Origin of the sequence: Staphylococcus sp. HMSC061G12 (assembly GCF_001838465.1) — a bacterium.
Classification (GTDB): domain Bacteria; phylum Bacillota; class Bacilli; order Staphylococcales; family Staphylococcaceae; genus Staphylococcus; species Staphylococcus simulans.
Genome location: NZ_KV837068.1, coordinates 19570 through 45999, shown reverse-complemented (window position 1 = coordinate 45999; position 26430 = coordinate 19570). Strand labels below are relative to the sequence as shown.

General features: G+C 36.3%; 25 protein-coding genes. 1 reads left to right on the top strand and 24 read right to left on the bottom strand.

The window, feature by feature from the left end; translation table 11 throughout:
* Positions 1-37: 37 nt before the first annotated feature.
* Together rpoZ and gmk are read right to left on the bottom strand one after the other, a co-directional pair.
* Positions 38-268, bottom strand: a complete 231-nt coding sequence (rpoZ, locus tag HMPREF2937_RS06555) for a DNA-directed RNA polymerase subunit omega (protein ID WP_002480630.1) — start codon at positions 266-268, stop codon at positions 38-40.
* Positions 268-891, bottom strand: a complete 624-nt coding sequence (gmk, locus tag HMPREF2937_RS06550) for a guanylate kinase (protein ID WP_002480629.1) — start codon at positions 889-891, stop codon at positions 268-270. The genes rpoZ and gmk overlap by 1 nt, the downstream gene beginning before the upstream one ends.
* Positions 892-1060: 169 nt before the next feature.
* On the opposite strand from gmk, the gene HMPREF2937_RS06545 reads away from it, so the two are divergent.
* On the top strand, positions 1061-2779 hold the full coding sequence (locus HMPREF2937_RS06545) for an Rqc2 family fibronectin-binding protein (protein ID WP_070864250.1): 1719 nt from the start codon (positions 1061-1063) through the stop codon (positions 2777-2779).
* A 51-nt stretch (positions 2780-2830) separates the two neighbouring features.
* Here the strand turns inward: HMPREF2937_RS06545 and HMPREF2937_RS06540 are convergent, their stop codons facing one another.
* From HMPREF2937_RS06540 to HMPREF2937_RS06435, 22 genes are all read right to left on the bottom strand, one after another.
* Positions 2831-3595, bottom strand: a complete 765-nt coding sequence (locus HMPREF2937_RS06540) for a tyrosine-protein phosphatase (protein ID WP_070864249.1) — start codon at positions 3593-3595, stop codon at positions 2831-2833.
* 149 nt (positions 3596-3744) lie between these two features.
* Complete coding sequence (locus tag HMPREF2937_RS06535; RefSeq protein ID WP_002480626.1) at positions 3745-4146, bottom strand: VOC family protein; 402 nt, start codon at positions 4144-4146, stop codon at positions 3745-3747.
* Positions 4147-4649: 503 nt separating this feature from the next.
* Complete coding sequence (locus HMPREF2937_RS06530; RefSeq protein ID WP_002480625.1) at positions 4650-4841, bottom strand: hypothetical protein; 192 nt, start codon at positions 4839-4841, stop codon at positions 4650-4652.
* 26 nt (positions 4842-4867) lie between these two features.
* Complete coding sequence (pyrE, locus tag HMPREF2937_RS06525; protein ID WP_023015755.1) at positions 4868-5479, bottom strand: orotate phosphoribosyltransferase; 612 nt, start codon at positions 5477-5479, stop codon at positions 4868-4870.
* A gap of 1 nt (position 5480) precedes the next feature.
* Positions 5481-6185, bottom strand: a complete 705-nt coding sequence (gene pyrF, locus HMPREF2937_RS06520; RefSeq protein WP_002480623.1) for an orotidine-5'-phosphate decarboxylase — start codon at positions 6183-6185, stop codon at positions 5481-5483.
* A complete protein-coding gene (locus HMPREF2937_RS06515; RefSeq protein ID WP_070864248.1) occupies positions 6185-7102 on the bottom strand; it encodes a dihydroorotate dehydrogenase in 918 nt (305 codons plus the stop codon). The genes pyrF and HMPREF2937_RS06515 overlap by 1 nt, the downstream gene beginning before the upstream one ends.
* Positions 7099-7863 (bottom strand): dihydroorotate dehydrogenase electron transfer subunit, encoded by a 765-nt coding sequence (locus HMPREF2937_RS06510; protein WP_060803939.1) that lies wholly within the window; start codon positions 7861-7863, stop codon positions 7099-7101. Before HMPREF2937_RS06510 ends, HMPREF2937_RS06515 begins: the two co-directional genes overlap by 4 nt.
* Before the next feature lie 57 nt (positions 7864-7920).
* On the bottom strand, positions 7921-11094 hold the full coding sequence (carB, locus tag HMPREF2937_RS06505; RefSeq protein WP_070864247.1) for a carbamoyl-phosphate synthase large subunit: 3174 nt from the start codon (positions 11092-11094) through the stop codon (positions 7921-7923).
* Positions 11087-12187 carry a carbamoyl phosphate synthase small subunit gene (locus HMPREF2937_RS06500; RefSeq protein ID WP_002480619.1) on the bottom strand — a complete coding sequence of 367 codons (1101 nt, stop codon included), beginning with the start codon at positions 12185-12187 and terminating at the stop codon, positions 11087-11089. The genes carB and HMPREF2937_RS06500 overlap by 8 nt, the downstream gene beginning before the upstream one ends.
* 6 nt (positions 12188-12193) lie before the next feature.
* On the bottom strand, positions 12194-13465 hold the full coding sequence (locus tag HMPREF2937_RS06495; protein WP_002480618.1) for a dihydroorotase: 1272 nt from the start codon (positions 13463-13465) through the stop codon (positions 12194-12196).
* Entirely contained in the window at positions 13452-14360 is a 909-nt protein-coding gene (locus tag HMPREF2937_RS06490) for an aspartate carbamoyltransferase catalytic subunit (protein WP_060803937.1), read from the bottom strand. The genes HMPREF2937_RS06495 and HMPREF2937_RS06490 overlap by 14 nt, the downstream gene beginning before the upstream one ends.
* Positions 14361-14390: 30 nt before the next feature.
* Positions 14391-15692, bottom strand: coding sequence for a uracil-xanthine permease family protein (locus HMPREF2937_RS06485; protein WP_070864246.1), 1302 nt, complete (start codon positions 15690-15692; stop codon positions 14391-14393).
* 221 nt (positions 15693-15913) lie between these two features.
* Positions 15914-16441: a bifunctional pyr operon transcriptional regulator/uracil phosphoribosyltransferase PyrR gene (gene pyrR, locus HMPREF2937_RS06480; protein WP_057511005.1), complete on the bottom strand. Its 528-nt coding sequence runs from the start codon at positions 16439-16441 to the stop codon at positions 15914-15916.
* A 472-nt stretch (positions 16442-16913) separates the two neighbouring features.
* A complete protein-coding gene (locus HMPREF2937_RS06475) occupies positions 16914-17747 on the bottom strand; it encodes a hypothetical protein (RefSeq protein WP_057511004.1) in 834 nt (277 codons plus the stop codon).
* 84 nt (positions 17748-17831) lie between these two features.
* Positions 17832-18794, bottom strand: a complete 963-nt coding sequence (locus tag HMPREF2937_RS06470; RefSeq protein ID WP_070864245.1) for an exonuclease domain-containing protein — start codon at positions 18792-18794, stop codon at positions 17832-17834.
* Between the two features lie 161 nt (positions 18795-18955).
* Positions 18956-19873, bottom strand: a complete 918-nt coding sequence (locus tag HMPREF2937_RS06465; protein WP_023015765.1) for an RluA family pseudouridine synthase — start codon at positions 19871-19873, stop codon at positions 18956-18958.
* Positions 19874-19885: 12 nt separating this feature from the next.
* Positions 19886-20368, bottom strand: a complete 483-nt coding sequence (gene lspA / locus HMPREF2937_RS06460; RefSeq protein WP_002480607.1) for a signal peptidase II — start codon at positions 20366-20368, stop codon at positions 19886-19888.
* A gap of 129 nt (positions 20369-20497) precedes the next feature.
* Positions 20498-20983, bottom strand: coding sequence for a CHAP domain-containing protein (locus HMPREF2937_RS06455; protein WP_070864244.1), 486 nt, complete (start codon positions 20981-20983; stop codon positions 20498-20500).
* A gap of 6 nt (positions 20984-20989) precedes the next feature.
* Entirely contained in the window at positions 20990-21784 is a 795-nt protein-coding gene (locus tag HMPREF2937_RS06450) for a VOC family protein (protein WP_002480605.1), read from the bottom strand.
* A 179-nt stretch (positions 21785-21963) separates the two neighbouring features.
* Positions 21964-24711, bottom strand: coding sequence for an isoleucine--tRNA ligase (ileS, locus tag HMPREF2937_RS06445; RefSeq protein ID WP_070864243.1), 2748 nt, complete (start codon positions 24709-24711; stop codon positions 21964-21966).
* A gap of 234 nt (positions 24712-24945) precedes the next feature.
* Positions 24946-25560 carry a DivIVA domain-containing protein gene (locus HMPREF2937_RS06440; protein ID WP_023015769.1) on the bottom strand — a complete coding sequence of 205 codons (615 nt, stop codon included), beginning with the start codon at positions 25558-25560 and terminating at the stop codon, positions 24946-24948.
* A gap of 26 nt (positions 25561-25586) precedes the next feature.
* On the bottom strand, positions 25587-26360 hold the full coding sequence (locus HMPREF2937_RS06435) for a YlmH family RNA-binding protein (protein WP_070864242.1): 774 nt from the start codon (positions 26358-26360) through the stop codon (positions 25587-25589).
* Positions 26361-26430: the final 70 nt, after the last annotated feature.

The following is a 26430-nucleotide window of genomic DNA, read 5'->3' as shown; positions in this document are numbered from 1 at the left end:
TAAAGGTTGTTTTTAATTTATATAATCACTTTTAAACTCAGTCTTTTGTTTCGAATTCACTTTCGTTTAATTCTGGTTCGATTGGAGTGATTTTGCCATCGGCAATCTCTTCTAGAGCTTCTCCAACTGTTTTAACTGAGTGATATTTTTCTAATAACGCAGTGTCTTTTTTGTCATATAATTCACGTGCGCGTTTGGCTGCCACTGTTGCGATTAAATATTTTGATTTTACTTTTGAAGTTAATTGATTAAGCGGTGGGTATAACATTATTTTTTGGCCTCCAATATCATTTTTCTATACTTTGCTTCTATACGTTCGCGTTTTAGATGTTCGGCTGCAACGATTGCTTGAATACGTTCTTTAGCAAGTTCTACTTCATCGTTTACCACAACGTAGTCATAAAGATTCATCATTTCCACTTCTTTACGTGCTTCTTTCACACGACTTTGAATCTTTTCGTCTGATTCTGTACCGCGGCCGACTAAACGCTCTCTTAAGTGGTCTAAACTTGGCGGTGCTAGGAAGATAAATAATGCATCAGGGAATTTCTTGCGTACTTGTTTCGCACCTTCAACTTCGATTTCTAAGAAGACATCATAGCCTTCATCCATAGTGTCTTTCACATACTGTACAGGTGTACCGTAGTAGTTACCTACATATTCTGCATACTCAATAAATTGATCTTGTGCGATAAGTTGCTCAAACTCTCGTTTTGTCTTGAAAAAATAATCAACGCCATCTTGTTCACCTTCACGCATTTCACGTGTCGTCATTGAAATTGAATATTTGTATGATGTTTTCGGATCATCAAATATTTCTTTGCGGACAGTACCTTTTCCGACTCCAGATGGACCTGATAAGACAATTAGTAAACCTTTTTCATTATCCATGCCTTACGACCTCTCTAAGCTATTGTTGTATTATATAATGATACCATATTCTAAATAAAATTGTATAGATGCCAATAGATAAAATCTTAATTTGGAAGTTTACCATATTCACATGGTACAATAATAAGAACGTAGTACAAGAACGAAAATAAAAAGGTAGCTGATAATTATGGCATTTGATGGCCTATTCACAAAGAAAATGGTAGAAGAACTGTCCTTTCTTGAAGGTGGACGTATTCATAAAATCAACCAACCTGATAACGATACAATTATAATGGTCATTCGTCAGAATCGTAAAAACCATTCATTACTGTTATCTATCCATTCTAATTTCTCTCGTATGCATATTACGAAAAAGAAATATGATAACCCATTTGAACCGCCAATGTTTAACCGTGTCTTTCGTAAACACTTAGACGGCGGAATTATACAAGCAATTCGTCAAATTGATAATGACCGTCGTATCGAAATCGATGTTCAAAGCACAGATGAACTCGGTGATAAAATATATCGTACCGTTATCCTAGAAATTATGGGTAAACACAGTAACTTAATACTAGTTGATGATAATCGCAAGATTATCGAAGGTTTCAAACATTTAACACCAAACACAAACCAATATCGTACCGTTATGCCAGGATTCCAATATGAAGCACCACCTACACAAAATAAAATCAATCCTTATGAAGTTTCAGGTCAAGACGTATTAAAATATATAGATTTCAATCAAGGTAATATTGCGAGACAACTGTTACAAACTTTCGAAGGTTTCAGTCCACTCATTACAAAAGAAATTACAGAACGTCGTCAATTTATGACTACTGAAACATTACCAGCAGCATTCGATGAAGTTATGGAAGAAACTAAACTTAAACCTGTTCCGATTTTCCATAAAAATCATGAAACAGGTAAAGAAGATTATTACTTCATGCGTTTAAAACAGTTTGATGATGACAGTGTGACTTATGAATCACTTGATGAGTTATTAGATCGTTTCTACGATGCACGTGGCGAACGTGAACGTGTTAAACAACGTGCGAATGATTTAGTTCGTTTTGTCCAACAACAACTTCAAAAGAATCGAAACAAACTCGTTAAATTAAACGCTGAGTATGAAGGTACGCAATCAAAAGAAGATATGCAGTTATATGGTGAACTCATTACCGCAAACATCTATCGTATTAAACAAGGTGATGAAACCTTAACTACTGAAAATTACTACACAGGTGAAGAAGTGACAATTAAGTTAGATTCGACTAAATCACCTTCACTGAATGCTCAATATTACTATAAGCAATATAATCGTTTAAAAACACGTGAACATGAGCTTGAACATCAAATACAACTCACAGAAGAAAACATCGCATACTTTGAATCTATTGAGCAACAGTTGGTTCATATCACTGTAGAAGATATTGACGAAATCCGTGAAGAACTTGCAGAACAAGGCTTTATGAAACAACGTCAAAATCGTAAGAAAAAGAAACAACCGCAAATGCAGTTGCAAACTTACCTTTCTACAGATGGCTCAACTATATATGTAGGTAAAAACAACAAACAAAACGATTATCTAACAAATAAAAAAGCACGTAAGCACCATTTATGGTTCCATACAAAAGATATTCCTGGTTCTCACGTAGTCATTTTTGAAGATGAACCAAGCGATAAAACAATAGAAGAAGCTGCAATGTTAGCAGCCTACTTCTCTAAAGCAGGAAACTCTGGTCAAATTCCAGTAGATTACACGGATATCAAAAATGTACACAAACCTTCTGGTGCGAAACCTGGCTTTGTAACGTATGATAATCAAAAAACGTTATACGCCACACCAGATTATGATCACATCCAATCGATGAAAAGCGATTCAGAAAAAGTGAAATTAAAATAATCAATTTACTTTAAAAGCACTCGAAGACAAAATGTTTTCGAGTGCTTTATTTTAAAATATCCAACCTTTAATTTTTTGACTATCAGGAACAAACGGTTCACGCTTATCAATTTCTTCATTTTTAATAATTGCTTCTGCATTCTTGATTAACTTCATCATAGATTCACGAAAATCCAATAACGCTTCTTCTTTAAATAAAGACTTAATAATAAAAGGTCTGGCTTCAAAATCATGCGCATCAGATGCTATAAAATGAGCAAGATTACATTTCATTAGTTCAATCGATACATCTTGAATTCCTTTGCCAAAATACCCTATTAAAGACGTTGAAGTAATTTGACTTAATGCTCCTTGCTGAACTAAGTTATATAAAACACTCATATCTTTCAACAAAGCGATATTACGTTCAGGATGTGCAATGATGGGAATATAACCTAATTCCTGTATATTTTGAAACATTTGATACGTATAATCAGGAATGTCGTTAGGAGGAAACTCAATGAGTAAGTATCTGGACTTGTTTAAACCACTTACCTTTCCGGATTTAATATCTTCAATTAAATTCTGATGAATTCTTACCTCTTGTCCTGGATAAATTTGAATTCCTAAATCTTTAACCTCTTTTAATTTACATAATCTTTTTATTTTTAACTTTACTTTATCAAAAGAATTATCGTATTTATTAGTATAATGAGGTGTTGCAATAATTTTTGTTACATTTTCTTTTTTAGCTTGTCTTAATAATTGAATAGCCGCTTCTTCATCTCTTGGTCCATCATCTGCATCAATTAATATATGATTATGCATATCTATCATGGGTATCACTCCAAAATTCAGACTACCAATCTATCTTTTTAAATGGCGTTTGTTCATAACTCACCTTTATTATATTCTTCTTTCATAGCCTGCTGTAAATAAAAAACAACCCACCTATCAGGTGAGTTGTTTACATATCATTGATGAAATTAATCCATTAATGCTAGTTGGAAATTCACACCGAAGCGATCTTGTATCCATGCGAATTCTCTGTAAGGTCCAAGCTCAGTTTTGGCCATTAAAATGGCACCGCCGCTTTTTAATCCACTGTATAGACGTTCCATTTCCATAGCATTATCTACTGTCACAAATAAAGAAATAGATGGATTCATCGGTATTTCAGTTCCATTAGAATTATCAATCGCCATAATAATTTGGTCTTTTAAACGAATAATTGCGTGTTGGACTGCACCCGCTTCTCCGCTTCCAAACTCATCATACTTCACCATTGAAACTACTTCACTATCTTCAAATACTGAAGTATAAAGTTCAATCGCTTCTTCAGCTTCATTATTAAACATTAAAAATGGTGTTACCTTTGGTATTTGCACACTATCCCCTCCTCATAGACTTACTATTTACTAATCACATAGTAATTTAAAATTAAGCAATTAAAAATCACTATTTTGACACTTAAAACGATACATGAATGACTATACAAAAGCAACTCAACCTATACATAGAACTGCCTTAATTGAGATTGTGTTTTTTCTCAAAAGGGTTAAATTAAGCTAACATTATGAAAGACCAAAAGTGAATCAAACAGTACCTTTTTCTATATGTATGACACAATTCATAGTATAATGACTTTATTCCAAAACAATGAGTAAATCTTAATCAGATGATTGAATGAATGGAGGTCTATGATGTCTCACTTTTTCTTACCTATTTTAGCAATGTTAGCAGTGATTATTATCGGTTATATCTTTATTAAAATATATTTACGCTAGTCTATTTGTCACTTTTGACTTAGACAGATTTTTCTTAAAATCTAAAAATCCGCAATCATAAGCTCAAAATGAGTGTTCATGATTGCGGATTTTGTCGTTTGTTTTTAAATTAAGCCTTTTTCTTTTATATCTGTTTTACATTTCTTGAATATGTTTTTCTCGTGTTCATTCGATAACCATTGATTTTCATCTTGATCATAGTTATTGACCGGCTCACGATAATCTTCATTTGCGGATAAGAATTTATTTAAGTGCGCAAATGGTTTATGAGCAGTTTGTGCATGTGTATTGGACATGGTTCATCCCTCCATCCAATTCCATCTTATGCTAAATTGTCTCTCCATTCAACTAAAGATTGAATATCAGACTCAGAAATTTTGCCTTGTTCTTTAGCCACGTCAATTAATTCGTTGTAGTCACTTAAAGTATAGAACGGAATATCAGCATCTTTGAACATTTGATCCGCTTTAGCAAGACCATACGTAAAGATTGCGACTACACCTAATACTTCGGCGCCAGCTTCTCTTAATGCTTCTGCAGCAACTAATGATGAACCGCCTGTTGAAATTAAGTCTTCAACGACTACGATTTTTTTACCTTTACTTGGTGCACCTTCGATTTGGTTTTGTTTACCATGGCTTTTACTTTTAGAACGTACATAGCTCATTGGCATATCTAATTTTTCAGAGATGAACGCTGCATGAGGAATGCCCGCTGTCGCAGTTCCTGATACAATTTCAGCATCTTTGAAATGTGTTTGAATCAATTCGATTAAACCGTCACGAATCGCGTTACGAACTTCTGGATAACCTAATGTTACTCGGTTATCACAATAAATCGGAGATTTAATCCCTGAACTCCATGTAAATAAATCATTCGGTGATAGTGCAACTGCACCAATATCTAATAATGATTGCGCAATTTGTTTTGACATCTTAACCTAACCAACTTTCTTTAATATGATGATAACTTTCAACCGGATTGTCACTTTGTGTGATTGGACGACCTACTACAATATGTGTAGAGCCCATTTCACGTGCTTTGTCTGGTGTTGTAATACGTTTTTGATCGTCTTGTGCGTAATGTGCTGGACGAATACCTGGTGTTACTTTCAAGAAGTCTGAACCTAATTCTTTTGTCAGTAATTCTGCTTCTAATGGTGAACATACTACGCCATCTAAGCCAGCTTCTTTAGTTAAACGTGCATAGTTTAATACAGCCTCTTCAATTGAAGTTTGGATGTTTTGTTCTTTTTGCAGCATTTCTTCTGTTGTTGATGTTAATTGTGTGACCGCAATAATTTTAGTGTCTTTGTTGACGCTACGTAAGCCTTCAACTGCTTGGCGCATCATTTCAGTACCACCAGCAGCATGTACGTTTACTAAATCTACATTTAAACGTCCTAAACCAGCCATCGCTTGTTTGACTGTATTTGGAATATCATGCAGTTTTAAATCTAAGAAGATTTGGTGGCCGCGTGCTTTAATTTTGTTGATTAATTCAGGGCCAGTTTGATAATAAAGTTCCATTCCGATTTTGATGTATAAAGGTTCATCAAATAAATCTAAGAAATTTTCTACTTCTTCAGCCGTCGCAAAGTCTAATGCGATAATCGGTAAAGGTAAATTACGATTTGCCATTATTTAGTCACCTCAAAAGTCCTTTTGTACAATTCATTAATATGGTTTACACCTAAGTCGTCGAGCAATGCTGGCAGTTCATCAATGATTTCTTTACATACCATTGGATTTTGGAAGTTAGCTGTTCCAACTGCTACCGCATTCGCACCCACTGAAATATAGTCTATAACATCTTGTGCGTTTTGAACACCGCCCATTGCGATAATTGGAATATCTACAGCTTGTCTGACTTGATAAACCATTCGCATTGCGACAGGTTTGATTGCTGGTCCGCTTAAGCCACCGACTGTATTTGCGATAATTGGACGCCCTGTTTTCGCATCAATACGTAAGCCGACTAATGTATTAATCATTGTTAAACCATCCGCATATTGCGCGATTGCTTTAGCCATTGCGACAATATCTGTTACGTTTGGTGAAAGTTTCACGTATACAGGCACTTTAGAAACTGCTTTAACTTTACGTGTCAATTCAGCAGCAACTACTGGATCCACGCCAAACTGCATACCGCCTTCTTTCACGTTCGGACAAGAGATATTTAATTCCAATGCTTTCACATTTGGTGCTTTTGAAATATGTTCAGCCACGTATACATAGTCTTCTTCAGTAGAACCAGCAACGTTTGCGATAATCGGTACATCAAATTGTTCTAACTTCTTAAGTTCATGTTCAATAATGTGATGCACACCAGGGTTTTGTAACCCAATCGCATTAATCATACCACTATCAGTTTCAGCAACACGCGGTGTTTCATTACCATAACGTGCTTCTTTCGTAGCGGCTTTAATCATAATGGCACCCAGTTCACTTAAGTCATAAAATTGACTGAACTCAGCACCGAAAGCAAAACAACCGCTTGCTGGCATAATCGGGTTCTTTAACTCTAATCCTGGAATTTCTACATTTAATCGACTCATAGGATGACTGCTCCTTTCTCAAATACAGGTCCATCTGTACAAACTTTGACATAACTTGTTTCAGATTCAGGTGTATGGCAGACACATGCGTAACATGCACCGATACCGCAACCCATGCGTTCTTCAAGTGATAAGAAACCTTCAACATCTGCTAATTTGTCATGTTCTTTAATGGCTTTTAACATTGGTTTAGGTCCGCATGTATAGTAAATATCATAATCTACCGGCAACTCAGAAATCACATTTGTCACAAAGCCTTTTGCTCCCATTGTGCCATCTTCAGTCACAATGTGTGTTTCACCTAATTGCGCAAACTCATCTGCGTAGAAGACATCTTTTTTACTTCTGAAACCTAAAACATGTACTGTTTCAATACCTTGACGATTCAGTTGTTTAGATAGTTCATATAAAGGAGGAACACCGATACCGCCGCCCACAAGAAGCGCTTTACGTTCTGCTTTTTCAACAGGGAAACCATTACCTAAAGGTGCAATAATATCAATCGCATCATTCTCACGCATTTGAGACAGACGTTGTGTCCCAGCACCTTCTGCACGATATAACATCGTAAAGGTTTCAATTTCAGGTTCGATATGACAAATTGAGATCGGACGTCTCAACATATGCAGTGAACCTTCACCTACTTTAATATGAACGAATTGTCCAGGTTGTGTCATTTTGCGTGTCACAGGTCCTTTTACTTTAATTTCAAAAATGCGGTCCGCAATTTCTCGATTGGATACGATAATGTTTTGTTCCACTGTTAAATCCTCCTTTTAATGTTGAACCTATCTTCATTATAGCCACTTTAACTACTTTTACATACTTCTCATTGTGAATGTCATACTCTCAATCACATTCGTTAACGCATTCGCTGTATCTAATGATGTTAAACATGGCACACCATTTTCTACAGACGCACGTCTGATTTGGAAACCATCTCTTTCAATCGTTTTCCCTTTTGTCATAGTGTTAATGACAATTTGTACGTCACCATTTTGAATGCGATTTAATAAATCATCTTCACCGCCGATTTTACCCACTGTTTCAACCGGAATATGATTTTCAGCTAATTTCGCAGCTGTACCTGAAGTTGCGAGTACTTTATATCCCACTTCATGTAAACGTTTGGCGATTTTAACCATTTCTTCTTTATCTTTATCACTGACAGTAATTAACACTGTACCATGATCTTTTACTTCCACACCGCTCGCAGTTAAACCTTTGAACAATGCTTTTTCTAAAGTTAAATCTTTACCCATGACTTCACCTGTTGATTTCATTTCAGGTCCAAGCGTAATGTCGACATTTTTCAATTTATTAAAACTGAATACTGGCGCTTTAACATAAACCCCTTCTGAATAAGGTTGAAGTCCTGGTTTGTAACCTAAGTCACTTAGTTTTTCTCCTAAGATGGCACGCATCGCAAGTTGTGCCATTGGAATATCTGTAATCTTACTTAAGAACGGTACTGTACGACTTGATCTTGGGTTCACTTCTAAGACATAGACACCATCATGTGCTAATACGAATTGGATATTGATTAAACCTATAATATCCAAGCCTTTCGCAAGTTTCGTTGTATACGCTTCTAAAGTTTGAATCACTTCATCAGATAACGTTTGAGGCGGATAAACTGCGATAGAGTCGCCTGAGTGCACCCCTGCACGTTCAATATGTTCCATAATACCTGGAATAATCACTGTTTCCCCATCTGAAATCGCATCAACTTCAATTTCTTTACCTGTTAAGTAACGGTCAACAAGTACAGGATGTTCAGGACTCGCTTTTACAGCTTCTCTCATGTAGTTTTCTAACTCTGCATCATTATACACGATTTCCATCGCACGGCCACCTAATACATACGATGGACGTACAACAACTGGATAACCGATTTCTCGCGCATTATCTAAAGCTTCTGCAGGAGAAGTTGCAGTTTTACCTTTCGGTTGCGGTACATCGATGGTATTTAAGAGTTCTTCAAACTCTTTTCTATCTTCAGCACGGTTTAAATTCTCTAAAGATGTACCTAAGATTTGCACACCGTGTTTCGCAAGTTTTTCTGCTAAATTGATTGCAGTTTGGCCACCGAATTGAACTACAACACCTTTAGGCTGTTCGAGTTCAATAATGTTCATGACATCTTCTTCAGTTAATGGTTCGAAGTAAAGTTTATCTGAAATTGAAAAGTCAGTTGACACTGTTTCAGGGTTGTTGTTGATGATGATTGCTTCATAGCCTGCATTTTGGATTGCCCAAACGGCATGAACTGTCGCATAGTCGAATTCAACACCTTGACCGATACGGATCGGACCAGAACCAAGTACAATCACTTTTTCTTTATCTGTTACGATGGATTCGTTATCTCTTTCATATGTTCCATAGTAGTACGGTGTCGCAGATTCAAATTCTGCAGCACATGTATCTACCATTTTGTATACTGGTTTAATATCATTTTCATGGCGGAGTCGATAAACATCTTCTTCTTCCATATCAAATCTATGCGCGATGACTTTATCGCTGAAACCATAGTCTTTCGCATATTTAAGATATTCGATATCACCTTTATGTGCTTTTAATTCACGTTCGATATCGATAATATGTTGGAATTTGTTAAGGAAGAAGTAATCAATTTTAGTCATCTCGTGAATTTCTTCGAGTGTTGTACCACAGCGAATCGCTTCACCGATGAAGAAAAGACGTTCATCATCTTGTTGTAAGATACGTTCTTTTATGTAGTCTAAATCGTAACTTTCTCCATTCGGTAATCCTAGATGATGGACACCATATTCTAATGAACGAATGGCTTTTAATAATGATTCTTCATACGTACGGCCGATAGCCATAACTTCACCTGTTGCTTTCATTTGCGTTCCAAGTACACGTTCGCCTTTTTCAAATTTATCAAATGGGAAACGTGGAATTTTAGAAATCACATAGTCTAAAGCTGGTTCAAACGCCGCATAAGATGTGCCTGTGACAGGATTTAACATTTCATCCAATGTTAAACCAACCGCAATTTTAGCTGCTAATTTCGCAATCGGATAACCTGTTGCTTTTGATGCTAAGGCTGATGAACGTGATACACGTGGATTAACTTCAATGATATAGTAATTCATTGAATATGGATCAAGTGCTAATTGTACGTTACAACCACCTTCGATACCTAAAGCACGAATAACTTTTAATGATACGTCACGTAACATTTGATATTCAACATCTGTCAAAGTTTGACTTGGCGCAACAACGATAGAGTCACCTGTATGGATACCGACTGGATCGATATTTTCCATATTACAAACCACAATGGCGTTATCGTTTTTATCACGCATTACTTCATATTCAATTTCTTTAAATCCTGCGATAGATTTTTCAATCAAACATTGTGTAGCTGGGCTATAATGCAAGCCGTTTGTCACAACTTCTTTTAATTCTTCGTCGTTATGACAAATACCGCCGCCTGTACCACCCATTGTAAATGCTGGGCGTACGATTAATGGATATCCCACTTGTTCTTTGAACGCAAAAGCCTGTTCTACAGTGTGGACGATGTCACTTTCAGGAACAGGTACATCTAAGTCATTCATCAAACTTCTAAATAACTCACGGTCTTCTGCTTGTTGAATTGAGCTTAATTTTGTTCCTAATAAACGTACATTGTTCGCTTCTAAAACACCGCTGTCATGAAGTTGAATGGCCATGTTCAAACCTGTTTGTCCACCAAGTGTTGGTAAGAGTGCATCAGGTTGTTCTTTACGGATGATACGTGCGATAAAGTCGTGTGTTAAAGGTTCGATATAAACTTTATCTGCAATTTCTTTGTCAGTCATAATTGTTGCTGGGTTTGAATTGACTAAGATAACGCGGTAACCTTCTTCTTTTAAGGCTAAACACGCTTGTGTACCGGCATAATCAAACTCTGCAGCTTGACCGATGATGATAGGTCCTGAACCAATCACTAAAATGGTTTTAATGTCATTATTTCTAGGCATTGACTGTACGCTCCTTCGCTTTGAATTCTTTCATCATATCAATGAATTGATCGAATAAGTAATTTGAATCAGTAGGTCCTGGGCATGCTTCTGGATGATATTGTACTGAAAAAGCAGGAAGCGTTTTATGTTTTAATCCTTCCACTGTGCCATCATTTAAGGCAATATGTGTGACTTCTAAATCTGTGTGTGCAACTGAAGCTTCATCAATTGCGTAACCATGGTTTTGACTTGTTAAAGCAATTTTTCCCGTTGCTAAGTCTTTAACTGGATGGTTTGCACCACGGTGACCAAACTTCATTTTGAAAGCTTCGGCACCTTGTGATAATGCAAATAGCTGGTGACCTAAACAAATACCGAAGAATGGAATTTTTCCTAAGATACCTTGAATCATTTCCACAGCTTCTGGTACATCTTCAGGATCTCCTGGGCCATTCGATAACATGACACCGTCAGGTGACATGCCAAGAATAATTTCAGCTGGTGTATTGTATGGCACGACAGTTACATTACAACCGCGTGCGTTAAGTTCTCTAACGATATTTTGTTTCTTTCCGAAGTCTACCAATACGACGCTTAAGTCTGAACCAGTTGATACATAAGGTGTTTTCGTCGATACCATCGGTACTTCGTCACGAGAGAGTTCAAATTGTTTAAGTTCTTCTATAAATGCTGGAATATCTTCAGCGTGGTCTGTAAAACCAGCTTTAAGTACTCCGTGTTCACGTATTTTACGTGTGATACTACGTGTATCTACACCAGAAATACCTGGAATATCATATTGAACTAATACATCGTTGAAAGTCTTTTGTTGACGGAAGTTGCTAGGATGCGTACTCGCTTCTTTTACGACTACGCCACTTAATGTCGGTACTAACGATTCAAAATCATCTCTGTTAATACCGTAATTTCCGATTAAAGGATAAGTGAATGTAATGATTTGACCTGTGTAAGACGGGTCAGAAATTGTTTCTTGATAACCCGTCATTGCTGTGTTGAAGACAATCTCACCTTTAGTCAGATTGTCTGATCCCAGCTTTCTTCCTTCATAAATTGAACCATCTTCAAATACAAGATATCGTTTTTCTAACATTGTTGTTTATTCCTCCTTGAATGCCACTTCTCCAGCTACCATTGTTAATACAGGGTTGCCGTATACTTTATAACCGATGAATGGTGTGTTGCTTGCTTTTGAATGGAAATCTTCTGCTTTGATTTCTCTCTCTTCTTCTAAATCGATTAATGTTAAGTCTGCTGTTTTGCCTTCTTCTAGGATGCCATATGGCAAGTCAAAGATCTGTGCAGGTTTAATTGTTAAGTAGTCAACTAATTGTTGTAATGACCAATCTCCATTTTTTACAAAGTGTGTGTAAAGTAATGGGAATGCTGTTTCACTGCCGACAATACCGAATGGTGCTTTTGTCATTGGTTGTGCTTTTTCGTCAGCTGCATGTGGTGCATGGTCAGTTGCGATACAATCAATTGTGCCGTCTAACAATCCTTCAATCAGTGCATCTCTGTCTTCTTTACTTCTTAAAGGAGGATTCATTTTGTACATTGCGTTGTCACCAGGGACATCGTCTTCTGTCATTAATAAGTGGTGCGGTGTCACTTCAGCAGTGACTTTGATACCTGCTGCTTTCGCATCACGGATAGCACGTACACTTTCTTTTGTTGAAACGTGACATACGTGGTAGTGACAATCTGCTGCTTCAGCTAATAATACGTCACGTGCGATTTGTACAGCTTCACAAATGTTTGGAATACCCGGAATACCTAATTCTTTACTGCGTTTCCCCTCGTGCATAGCGCCGCCGTAGATTAAACTGTTATCTTCACAGTGTGCAACTACTGCTTTGTTTAATTTGGCTGCTTGTTGCATTGCTTCATACATTGTGCCGGCTGTTTGTACCCCTACACCGTCATCTGTGAACGCAAATGCGCCGTGCTCAGCTAACCCTTTGAAATCAACTAATTCGCTGCCTGCTTGTCTGATTGTAATTGAAGCGTATGGTAATACACGAACACGTGCGTTATCTTCAATTAATTTGTTAAGTTTTTCTAAATGTTCAACTGTATCTGGTACTGGGCGAGTATTCGGCATTGGACAAACTGTTGTGAATCCACCGCGTGCTGCTGCTTTTGTACCTGTTTCAATTGTTTCTTTATGTTCTCCGCCTGGTTCTCTTAAATGTACGTGTACATCAACTAAGCCAGGTGCTGCGAAGCGACCTTTTGCGTCGATCACTTCAACTTCTGAACCTACTGTGATTTCTGGTGCGATTTCTTTTACTTTGTCGTCTTCTACTAAGATAGAAGCCTCTGTTAATTTACCGTCTTTTAATACTTTTGCATTCTTAATTAGCAACATCGATAAGAACCCCTTTCTGTTGTTCCGCAATAATATGGCTGATGACTGACATACGTAAGAACATGCCGTTTTTCATTTGTTTGAAGATACGTGCTTTTGGCGCTTCTACTAATTCTGTATCAATTTCAACGCCTCTGTTCACTGGTGCTGGGTGCATTACAATTGCGTTTGGTTTCATGCGGTTGTATCTTTCTTTTGTTAAACCGTATTTTTCATGGTATTCATGTGGATCAAAGTTTAATTCTCCGTCATGTCTTTCGTGTTGTACACGTAATAACATCACAATATCCGTTTCTTCGATGACATCATCAATTTTGACATATGGTGCATCTAGAGTATCGTCAATCCATTCATCTGGTGCTGCGAATTTAACGTTAGCACCTAAAGCTGTAAGTGCTTGGTAGTTACTGCGTGCTACACGTGAGTTTTTAATATCTCCGCAGATTAACACGTTTAAGCCTTTGAATTTTTTGTATTCTTCATAGATTGTCATGATGTCAAGTAAGCTTTGCGTTGGGTGTTGACCACTGCCGTCTCCGCCATTAATGACTGGAATATTTAATCCCTCTAATTCTTTGTAGTAATCATTTTGTGGGTGACGGATAACTAATGCGTCTACACCGATGCTTTCTAAAGTTTTGCATGTGTCATATAAAGACTCACCTTTTTTAACAGATGAAGTACTAGTTTCAAATGGAATTTCTTGCATACCTAAGCGACGTTCTGCCATTTCGAAGCTGCATTTTGTGCGTGTTGAGTTTTCGAAAAATAAGTTTGCTACGTATGTGTCATTTAATTTATGAACTTTCTTACCTTGTTTATATTCGATTGCTGTTTCGATAAGTGAATAGATTTCTTCATTTGATAAATGTTCCATAGATACTAATTGTTTCATTGTTAATTCCCCCTAAGAATTGGATAAAGTTTATTTATTTGATGTTTCCGGTTTTACTTTAGGTAAAATTAGGTTCAATACGATACCTGAAAGTGCTGCAAGTGCCATACCTTCAACTTTGACGCCGTGAATATCGAACATTAAGTTTCCGATACCCACCACAAGAATAACTGACGCGATTACTAAGTTACGGTTTTCCGAAAAATCTACCTTGCTTTCAACCAGCATTCTTAAGCCACTTGAAGCGATGATACCGAATAAGAGAATGGATACCCCACCCATGACTGGTGTTGGGATTGATGAAATCAATGCTGTGAACTTACCTACAAATGCCAGGATAATCGCAATGACTGCTGCACCGCCGATAACGTAGATACTGTAAATCTTTGTTATCGCAAGTACGCCGATGTTTTCACCGTATGTTGTACTTGGCGGTCCGCCGATAATACTTGCAAACATTGTAGATACACCGTCTCCGATAATTGATCTGTGAAGACCTGGTTTCTCGAAGAAGTTTCTGCCGACAATCTTGTTGATGACCATTTGATGTCCAATGTGCTCACTGACTGTGACGAACACAATCGGAACCATTAAGAGCACCAGTCCGAAATGGAAGCTTGGATGATAATCTACAAATGGTACATAGATGTGCGGCCAGTCGAACCATGATGCTTTCATCACTAGTTTGAAATCTACGATGCCGAAGATGATGCCTGCGATGTAACCTACAATGATTCCGATTAAAACTGGAATCAGCGAGAAGAACCCTTTCATGTAGCCTTGAACTACTAATGTTGTGATTAACGTGATCATTGCGACAATCAAGTAAGTAACGTTGTAACCTTTCATGTCTGCAGTGTTTTCAAACATTGCCATGTTGGCAGCTGTTGGCGCAAGACTTAATCCGATAACCATGATGACTGGTCCTACTACAACGGGTGGTAACAAATGCATAAGCCAACCGATTCCGCTTAGTTTGATTAAGATTCCGATGATGACATACATCACACCACTCATGAAGAGTGCCACAAGCATGTCTCCTAAGCTGTGAGTACTTAATCCTGTAATAATCGGTGTGATGAAGGCGAAGCTTGAGCCTAAGTATGCTGGAATCATTGATTTTGTAATTAAGATATAAAGCAATGTTCCGATTCCTGATGCAAGCAATGCCGCTGAAATTGGCAAGCCTGTTAGGAATGGTACTAAGACTGTTGCGCCGAACATCGCGAATAGATGTTGTAAGCTGAGGAAGGCCCATTGGCCTGCTTTCGGCTTTTCATTAACATCTAGTACGGGTTTCACCGTTCGCTCAAACATTTGTTCATTTTCCATTTCTCTTTCTTCCTTTCATAAAAAAATCTCTTTACAGCAATCAGCGTGCAAAGAGACATTGTGGGGGAAAGATAAGAAGGTGTTGTCTGTTTGAGATACACGTGTACCTCTTTAGAAGTTGTTTCTTACAAGATTTGTAGCCTCTCGTGCTAGTATTGTAAGTTGACAACAGTTCTTATCTAACCCTTTGTCAGTCTCTCGTACTGATTTAAAAGGGTAAGCTATTCAATTATAACTGCGTTACGACCATCTGTTTCGTCTACATAGACTAAAACTTCTTCGTCTTTCGCAGTTGGAATATTTTTACCTACGAAGTCAGCGCGTATTGGTAATTCGCGGTGTCCGCGATCCACTAATGTTGCTAACCCGATTTTTTGTGGTCGAGAATGTAGTAAGATTGCATCGAGTGACGCACGTACAGTTCGACCTGTATAAAGCACATCATCAATGATGATAACGACTTTGTCTTTAAGGTCTACATCAATGACATAAGACTTCTCAGACATTTTAGGTGTCGGTAACTCTAAATCATCTCGAAATTGCGTGATGTCTAATGTTCCTGTAGGAACACTTACGTCTTCAATTTGTTGAATCTTCGTTTGAATACGTTTCGCTAAAAATTCTCCGCGTGTTTTCACACCAAGCAACACAAGATTTTCAGTACCTTTGTTATACTCTAAAATTTCATGTGCGATACGTGTTAAAGTCCGCTGCATGCCTGCATCATCTAATACAATACGTTCTGTCATTCCCGCACTCACCTTTCCATAAAAAAATCCCATATCTCAATTGAGAGACATGGGACACGAAGAACATGCGAGATTTACTATCTCAACTATTTAAATCAGTAACTGTTTTGTCGGTTACTTTACTAAATTTGTATGGCAATCAGGGTTGGTGAATTGCGTGTTCATACAAAATTACCTCTTAATAAAGTGTTTACTTAGTTACTTTCTCTAGTTTCAACATGTAAATTATCTGCCTTCGGAGCATCTCTGTACTCTCAATTAAAGACTTACGATTTCTTTATTAAACTGTACTAAGTTTAACACAGATAGATGAAAAGTCAAAGGTATTTCAATAATAAAATTGAATGATTGAACTCCAAATAAATATTTAGCTCTGTGATGCATATCCCAAGATCTTTTATATAAAGTACTTTTTTCAAACTATAATTATCACGAGAAAAATCCGATGTTATTGGGGTAACTATTTAAATTTTTATTGCCATAATTTCTCTCGAATAAACCTACTTTTATACCTGTTATTCTCATTTAATATATTATTGAAAATCTTCATTCTAGTTAATGCCGAAATTAATGAAATTACTGATACATATGTAACAATTAACAAGTAATCGTTTCCTAAAACCCTATCTCCCCAATATAAAGGTGATATATATAATACATACGAAAGTATGAATAGCACCCATAATATGTAAGGGATTTGTTTATTACATACTGACCAGTATTTGTTTATTGAAAACCAAGCACGAAATAAGTTTCTTCTACTCACCTTATACACACTTACCTGTTTCTCTCTATCTATTAAATATTCAGCTTTCTCCATATAATAAGCATCTTTATATCTTTTATTATTCAATACTCTGAAATTACTGGTATTACCATCAAATGAGTTTTTTGGTGCCACTTGTACAGTATCTTTAAAATAGTTTTTATGCTTTTTAATGAGAAACCTGACATCATTTTGATCGATAAGCACATAAAACTTATTGCTCAAAATGATAATCATAACCATATCTATAATAAAGTTAATGATTGGTGAAAATAGTGCAATGCTTATTATAAATACTTGATAATAAATAGTGAAAGTTTCTTTTAATGCAAACCAAACAGCCACATTAATTGCTATTACTAGAATGTCAAATAAAGCTATTAGAACCATTGGCGCTAAAACTTCTAAACTAAACTTATACTGTATGTCCAAGAATTTTTTGTAAAATTTCACAGCCAATTGAATTATAAATGTTGTTAATAAAGTTATAATTAACTTACCAGAATTATCCTCTAACAGTGTTGAAAAATAATTCCACATATTTTCACCTCTCTAAATCATTCGTCATTCAACTTGGTCAATCCTTAGTTAAGAAAAAGTAGGTACTGACTACTCTGATCCACTTTATATTTTTATGCTTATTAAATCATAAAAGACATTTTCTGATAAGATTTGTAAATCTTGTCCTTCTAAGATATACTTTTCTGCTTTCCTTAACTTTGCGCTCTTATTACCTTTAACATTTGTACTATAATCAAAATTACCTAATATCAGATAGTTAGTTTTCTTAGTAACACCATTAGCGTTAATTCCACCGATATCTGCAATTGTTTGCATCGCTTCTTTTCTTGTCATATATTCTAATTTTCCAGTTAATACACAAACTTTATCATAAAGTAAATTATTAACTTGAATTTTACTCGTATCTCCTACTATATCTTTTGCATTTAAACTTGATGACTTTTTACAAAACTTTATAAAACTTTGTATTGTTCCGTATTCTTTTTTAGCGACTTCTCTAAGACTTTCAAAAATTTTAAATGTTAGTTCTGCATCAAATGTTGCTCTATGTGCATTACTACATTCAAAATTAAAATATTCAGCTACATCTTTTAATTTATGATGCTTTATTTCAGATAATAACCTTCTTGAGATTCTCAATGTATCAACAAAGTCATTGTCAAACTTAACATCATAATTCTTTTGCAAACTATCATACACAAAATTAATATCAAAATGAGCATTATGGGCTACTACTATCGAATTTCCAATAAAACTATAAAAATCATTCATCACTTCATTTTCAAAACGTGCGTTTTTCAACATTTCATTTGTTATACCTGTTAGTTCAGAAATAAAACTATCTATCGGATATTGTGGGTTTATGAGCTCTTGATACCTTTCTTTCTCAACACCATCTATATATCTAATACCTGCCACTTCAATAATTGCATCATATTTGGAATCAAGCCCTGTTGTTTCAATATCAATAACAACATATTCGTTAGGAAAATCTAATAAATTCCTTCCTTTTTCTCTCTGTACCTTTTCTTTTTTATACCTACCACCTAATTTAATTTCAAACATAAAATTCAATCCCCTTTCTTTATATCTAATTTATAATAACTATGTTATTTAAGCCAGAAAAATTAACATCTAATCAACTTAATTTTATTCATATAAAAATCCCTTGAAACGAACACTTTCATTTCAAGGGATTTTCTATTAGATATTAAGTTTGCTTTTATTTACGCATCTCTTGTACGAATATCTTCAAGGATTTCCTCAAAGTAATCTGGAAGAGGTGCTTTTCTTTCGATATATTCACCAGTTACTGGATGTGTGAAGCCGATGACACCTGCATGTAAGGCTTGACCACCAATGTCCATTGTTTTTTTCGGTCCGTATTTTGGATCTCCAACTAATGGATAACCGATGTATTTCATATGTACACGAATTTGGTGTGTACGTCCTGTTTCAAGTTCACATTCTACTAATGTGTAGTTGTTAAAGTGTTCTAGTACATTAAAGTGTGTAATCGCATCTTTACCATCATCGACAACATCCATAGCTTGACGATCTACTTTATTACGGCCGATTGGCGCATCGATTGTACCGTAGTCATGTGGAATATTACCATGAACTAATGCCGTATATTTACGCGTTACAGTTTTGTCCATGAGTTGTTCCACTAAACCTCTATGCGCAATATCATTTTTCGCAACCATTAATAATCCTGACGTATCTTTATCGATACGGTGGACAATACCAGGTCTGATTTCACCGTTAATGCCACTTAAATCTTTGATTTGGTACATTAAGCCATTTACAAGTGTACCACTGTAATGACCTGGTGATGGATGCACAACCATACCTTTAGGTTTATAAACAATTGCTACATCTTCATCTTCATAATAAATGTCTAGGTCCAAATTTTCAGGTTGAATATCCGCTTCAACCGTCTCCTTCTCCGTCACTTGAACTTGATCATTCTTCTTCATTTTATAATTCGCCTTCACAACTTTTTGATTCACTTCAACTAAGCCTTCTTTAATCCAATCTTGGATTTGACTACGTGACCAATCAGAGTTTTGTTCAGGCAAGAATTTATCTATACGTTGGCCAACGTGTTCATCTTCTGTAATCTGAAAATCAAATTGAGTCATTTCAACACTCCTTTACTTCACTTTATTTTTCTTAGAATCAAACAACAACAAAATCAAAATTAAAATGACACCGACAGTCAAACTAGAATCCGCAACATTAAAGATTGGGAAATCATAACCGAAAATATACGTATCAATAAAATCGACCACTTCACCATTTTTCATACGATCGATGAAATTACCTAACGCACCAGCAAATAATAAACTGATTGCCATCTGCATCCAGAAATGACCTCTTGCTTCTTTAACGTAGAAATAAGTAAGTAACCCTAATACAATAATCGTAACTAAAAAGAAAAAGCCCATTTTGCCGCTGAGTATTCCCCAAGCAGCGCCTGTATTACGGTGAGAGGTGATGTTTAAAAATCCTGGAATGACTGAATATGAGTCGCCTACTGACATTGTTTTTACAATATATGCTTTAGTAAATTGGTCTAAAATCAGTACCGCTAAGGTCACAAATAACGTGGCACCGATGAAATATGATTTTCTCATGTCTTCCTCCTTGAAGCAGTCAGCTCATCTATTGTGTTATCACAATGATGCATACTGACCTTTCACTTCTTCATAACAACATTGTATATTATAACAAATTGCCAGTAGAACAGATACTAAAATTATCAATTAAGCTTCTTTAGTATCTTGTGTCTTTGGATTCTCTTTTGGATGAATATAATGATAGTTTTGAACTTGTTGTGGTTGAATCGTACGTGAAGTCACTTTATGAGGCGCAACGTAATTCATTTCAGTCACATATAATGAACCATCATCATTCACATGTTCAATGTATGCGACATGACCTTCTTCACCTCTTGGTGATTGTAAGAGTGATGAAGCTTTAGGTTGTTGATTCACTGTGTAACCCGCTTCTTCAGCTTTGTCTGCCCAGTACTTCACATCTCCCCAACTTTTACCAATCATATTACCGTCATCTTTGACTTTCTCAAACACATAATCCGTACATTCTCCATCATCGTATGGATTAAATGCCATAGGATCAGGTTTCATCTGTTCAATATAATGTTCAATCTCATCTTGATGGTCGACTGCCACATATGTTGCTCCACCAAGGACGACCAACATAACACCTGCTGAAATTAGTTTTTTCAATGATTATCAGACTCCTAGATAATTAAATCGAAATGCGATACCGTCCGGTCCTTTTAGCCAAGTATGTGTCGTCTCTGGATAATGGAAATCTACCAATGTTAAACCATACGTATCATCATTTTCCATCCGCTGCATACTAGACATCCAATGATTGACAGCTAAAGTATGATGATAACCGTTTGATGACATAAAGAGTGATGATTTATTCACAAAAGAAGATTCTTCTAATCCAAAGTGTGCTAAGTAATAATCTTTCACTTCAGAAATACGTACTGTCTTCAAATGTAAATTACCAATCATACTGTCATCTGGAATACCTTGCCATCCATCACGTGAACGTAAGTTCATCAGTTTAGAGGCATATAAATGTCTTGTATCCATAATCACACGATTCTCTTTATCAAAATCCCAGGTTTCTTCTGGTTGGTCCGCATAAAATTCAAAGCCATTACCTTCAGGGTCTGTAAAATATAATGACGTACTGACATTATGTTCCGCACCATTTAACGGGATTTCATGTTCCGTTAAGTGTGCCATTAAATCCGCTAAATGCGCGTGCGAACCTAAGCGAATACCGATATGAAACAACCCTGCTTCTGATACTAATGGCTCTCTGCCATCATCTATTTGATGTAAGGTAATGCGATGTTTTGAATCTCCTACTTCATATTGAATAGAAGTATACGTTTCATTAATCACATTAAATCCTAATATCTCTTCATAAAAGTGTTTTAAGTTTTCTTTATCTCTCACATTTAACGTCACACCATTGACGTAATGTTTTTCTCCTAATTGACGCAATGCCGTCGCTCCTTTCTGTCTATTTTCATTGACGTTCCATAAGCGTATTACTCATTATACCGAGTTTTCGACTCAATTACTCAGGATTGGCTCACAGTCTATACATTGAAAAAAAGCACTCTGAGGGTTAGTCAGAGTGCTTCATTTTTACTTTAAGCTGAATTTTAACAATGTGTGACTTATAAAGTTTCTACAACTGCTTGGCAACGTGGGCATAAGTGATCTAAGCCATTTGCTGAACCAAGTTCAGTGCTGTAGTTCCAGCATCTTTCACATTTTTCACCGTCAGCGTGAACAACTTTGATATCGCCGTGATAGTATTCAGTACCATCTTCAACTTTATCTTCTACTTCCACTTGAGATACGATGAATAATTGTTGTAAGTTTTCAAAGTCTTTTAAGAAGCTAGTCGCATCGAAGTGTTCATTGCTTCCGATGATCACTTTCGCTTCTAATGATTTACCGATAACTTTGTCGTTACGTGCACTTTCTAAAGCACGGTTCACATCGTCACGTAATTTCATGAATGTGTTCCATTTTTCAAGTAATGCTGTGTCTGGTTCAACTACTTTAGGCATATTTGCTAAATGTACACTTTCTTCTTCTACGTGAGGGATATATGACCAAACTTCTTCAGCTGTATGCGCTAAGATTGGTGCTAATAATTTAGTCATGTCGACTAAGATTTGGTAAAGTACTGTCTGCATACTACGACGTTTTAGTGAATCTTGTTTTTCGATATATAAGATATCTTTACCGTAATCTAAATAGAAGTTACTTAATTCAACGTTGATGAAGTTTTGAACTTCTTGATAGATGTTTAAGTAGTCGAAGTTATCATAGTGTTTGATAATATTCGCTGTGAATTCACGTAAACGATTTAATAAATAACGATCGACTTCTAATAAGTCCGCTTCATCCAAAGCATCTGTGCTTGGATTAAAGTCATTGACGTTACCTAACATGAAACGTAATGTGTTACGGATTTTACGATAAACATCCGCAGTTTGTTTTAAGATTTCATCAGAGATACGTACGTCAGATAAGTAGTCTACACTGCTCACCCATAGACGTGCGATATCTGCACCTTTTTGTTTTACGATTTGATCAGGAACGATAACGTTACCTAATGATTTACTCATTTTCTTACCTTCTCCGTCCATTACGAAACCATGTGAAAGTAAGAATTTATATGGTGATTGGCCACGTGTCGCAACTGAAGTTGTGATAGAAGAGTTGAACCAACCACGATATTGGTCACTACCTTCTAAGTAAAGGTCAGCTGGGAATGATAATTCCGGACGTGTTTCTAATACACCACGGTGTGATGAACCTGAGTCGAACCATACGTCCATGATGTCTTCTTCTTTTGTGAATTCACCATTTGGACTGCCTGGATGTGTGAAGCCTTCAGGTAATAAGTCTTTCGCTTCACGGTCGAACCATACATTTGAACCATATTTTTCAAATAAGTTCGCTACATGATAGATGACTTCTTTATCCATGATGATGTCGCCATTTTCAGCGTAGAAGACTGGAAGTGGTACACCCCATACACGTTGACGTGAGATAACCCATTCGCCACGGTCACGGATCATGTTATAGATACGTGTTTTACCCCAGTCGACTTTGAAGTGTGTTTCTTCAATTGCGTCTAAGATATCTTGACGTACTTTACTGATTGAAGCGAACCATTGTGGTGTCGCACGGAAGATAACCGGTTTTTTCGTACGCCAGTCATGTGGGTAACTATGTGTGATGAATTGTAATTTTAATAAAGAACCATTTTCTTTAAGTAAGTCTGTGACAGCTTTATTTGCTTTGTCGTAGAACATACCTTCGAATTGGCCGCCTTCTTCAGTGAAGACCCCTTTATCATCTAATGGGCTGATAACAGGTAAACCATATTTTTGTCCGACAATATAGTCATCTTCCCCGTGTCCAGGTGCTGTATGAACCGCACCAGTACCAGCGTCAGTTGTAACGTGTAAGCCGTTGATAACTAATGATACACGATCAACAAATGGATGTTGTGTTTCAACATATTCTAATTCTTTACCTGTGAATGTTTTTTCAAGTTCGATTGCGTCTTTATCCCAATCTAATGCTTCAGCAACTTCTTCTACTAAGTCAGTACCTACAACATATTTTTCACCGTTCACTTTATATTGACCATATTTCAATTCTGGATGAACTGTAATCGCAACGTTTGAAGGTAATGTCCAAGGTGTAGTTGTCCAGATAATGAATTTCGCATCTTCATCTACAACACTTTTGCCGTCTTTAACGTCAAATGCCACATAGATAGATGGTGAACGTTTATCATGATATTCGATTTCCGCTTCAGCTAATGATGATTCACTTGATGGTGACCAGTAAACTGGTTTTTTACCTTTATAGATTAAACCACGGTCAGCCATTTCACCGAATAAACGGATTTGTGCTGCTTCATATTCAGGTTTTAATGTAATGTATGGATCGTTGAAGTCACCATTCACACCTAAACGTTTGAAGTCTTTCTTTTGAATATCGATTTGTTCTAAAGCGAATTCCTTACATAATTCACGGAATTCAGATACAGGCATTTCTTTACGCTTAACACCTTTTTTCGTTAACGCTTGTTCAATTGGTAAACCATGCGTATCCCAACCAGGAACATAAGGTGAATAGTAACCTTGCATTGATTTATAACGTACGATAAAGTCTTTTAAAATTTTATTTAAGGCATGTCCCATGTGCAAGTTACCGTTCGCATACGGTGGGCCATCATGTAAAATATAAGTTTCATTTCCCTTATTTTTTTCTAAGATTTTATGGTATAAATCTTGTTCGTCCCATTGTTTTTGGATTTCTGGTTCTTTCTTTGGTAATCCCCCTCGCATTGGGAAGTCTGTTTTCGGCATCAATAGCGTTTCTTTGTAGTTCATTAATTTTCACTCCTTAAAATATAAAAAAGAACTCTAAGTTCAATTAACAGGGACGATTAACCGCGGTACCACCCTGATTAACTCAACTTAGAGTTCTCTTCATTCTTACCTATATGATTGGATAAAACAGTGATATAAGAATTAAACATATATTAGGCTCGCACCATCCCTAACTCGCTGTTATGTTGATATGTTCACTTAATTCTTACGCGTCTGTTTTACAAAATTCAATTATTATTTTTGTTCTTTATCTGCTTCATTTTGTGCTGGTGTGCCGTCTTGTGCTTCAGCTTGTTGCGCTTGCGCTTGTTGTTTCTCTTGTTCAGTCACATCATTTTGATGTAAATGTTGGAAGTTTTCTTCAGTGACTTGTTGTGCATCTAAGTCATAGTTTAATAAGTAATCCCAATCATCATTCTTCAATAAATCTAACTGAGCTTCCACTAACATGCGGAAACGAGAACGGAAAATTTTAGATTGACGTTTCATATCTTCTGTTTGGAAAGATAAACGTCTTGCTTTTTCCACACCGTCATTCACAATACGATCTGCTTCTGCTTTTGCTTTGGCAATAATCGCTTCTGCTTCTTTTGTCGCAGCCATTTTTGTTTCTTGGCTTGCTGATTGTGCTTGAACTAAAGCGTCACTTACTGATTGTTGTACTTCTTTGTACGCTTTTAAGTTATTTTCTTTCTCTTCTACAACTGTTTCAAGTTGTTTTTTCTGTTCTTTTAAATGTTCAATTTCTTGACTGAGTTGGCTTAAATAATCAGCGACTTCAGTGGGTTCAAGGCCATTCTTAATTCTAGAAAATTCTTTGTTTTTAATTTCATTCGGTGTAAAAGACATCTTATATTGTCCTCCTTAATCATACACTATTTGAATAAAGTTTCATATACTATGCGCAGTTTGTCTTTCTTTGTTTTATGACCGATTTCAGTCACTCTCGCACGGCCATGTCCTTGTATCGACAGCAAATCTCCAGGTTCTAGTTGGAAATCTGGACGTTCAATAATTGTATGATTCACTTTGATACGTTTCTTTTCAATATATTGTTTCGCAATTGAACGTGATTTACGAATCATTTCCTTCAACACAACATCTAAGCGCATTGCGCTGACCGTTGCTTGATGGAGCGTCCAATCCTCTTTTGATTGTATCATATCTTCTAGTGGTACTTCATGCAGTTTGACCGGTACACCCTTGATTCGCTTTAATTTCAACATTATATACGATTTAATATTCTTTGTCAAAATAAACTGAATTTTATCGCCTACAATAATATCACCGAGTTGATCGCGTTCAATACTGAGTGACATCAACGTTCCAAGCACATTACGATGATCAATTGACGCAAACTTTTCAGGATACTCTAAATCAAACAGCACCAGCTCAAAATCTTCTTCAGTCGGTTCAAAGTAATCTGGCGCAATTACTGCACGCTTACGTTCACTAGATGGATTGCCGCCATTAAATGAAACCTGTAAATCATCGAAACTATTGACGATGACTTCTAAAATATATTGTGCTCTTGGATCTAGAAAGTGTGTTAACACCGGCGCATAATTGCGTTCTGCTTGTTGTACTTTATCCATCAACATAGTGATGATAGGTTGTTCTTCTCTTCTAAAGTGTTGATATATATCTATGTGAATTCACCCCTGACAAAAGAAAAAGGCAGCCTGATTCCAATGAAATTCGGCATACCTTTCATGATTT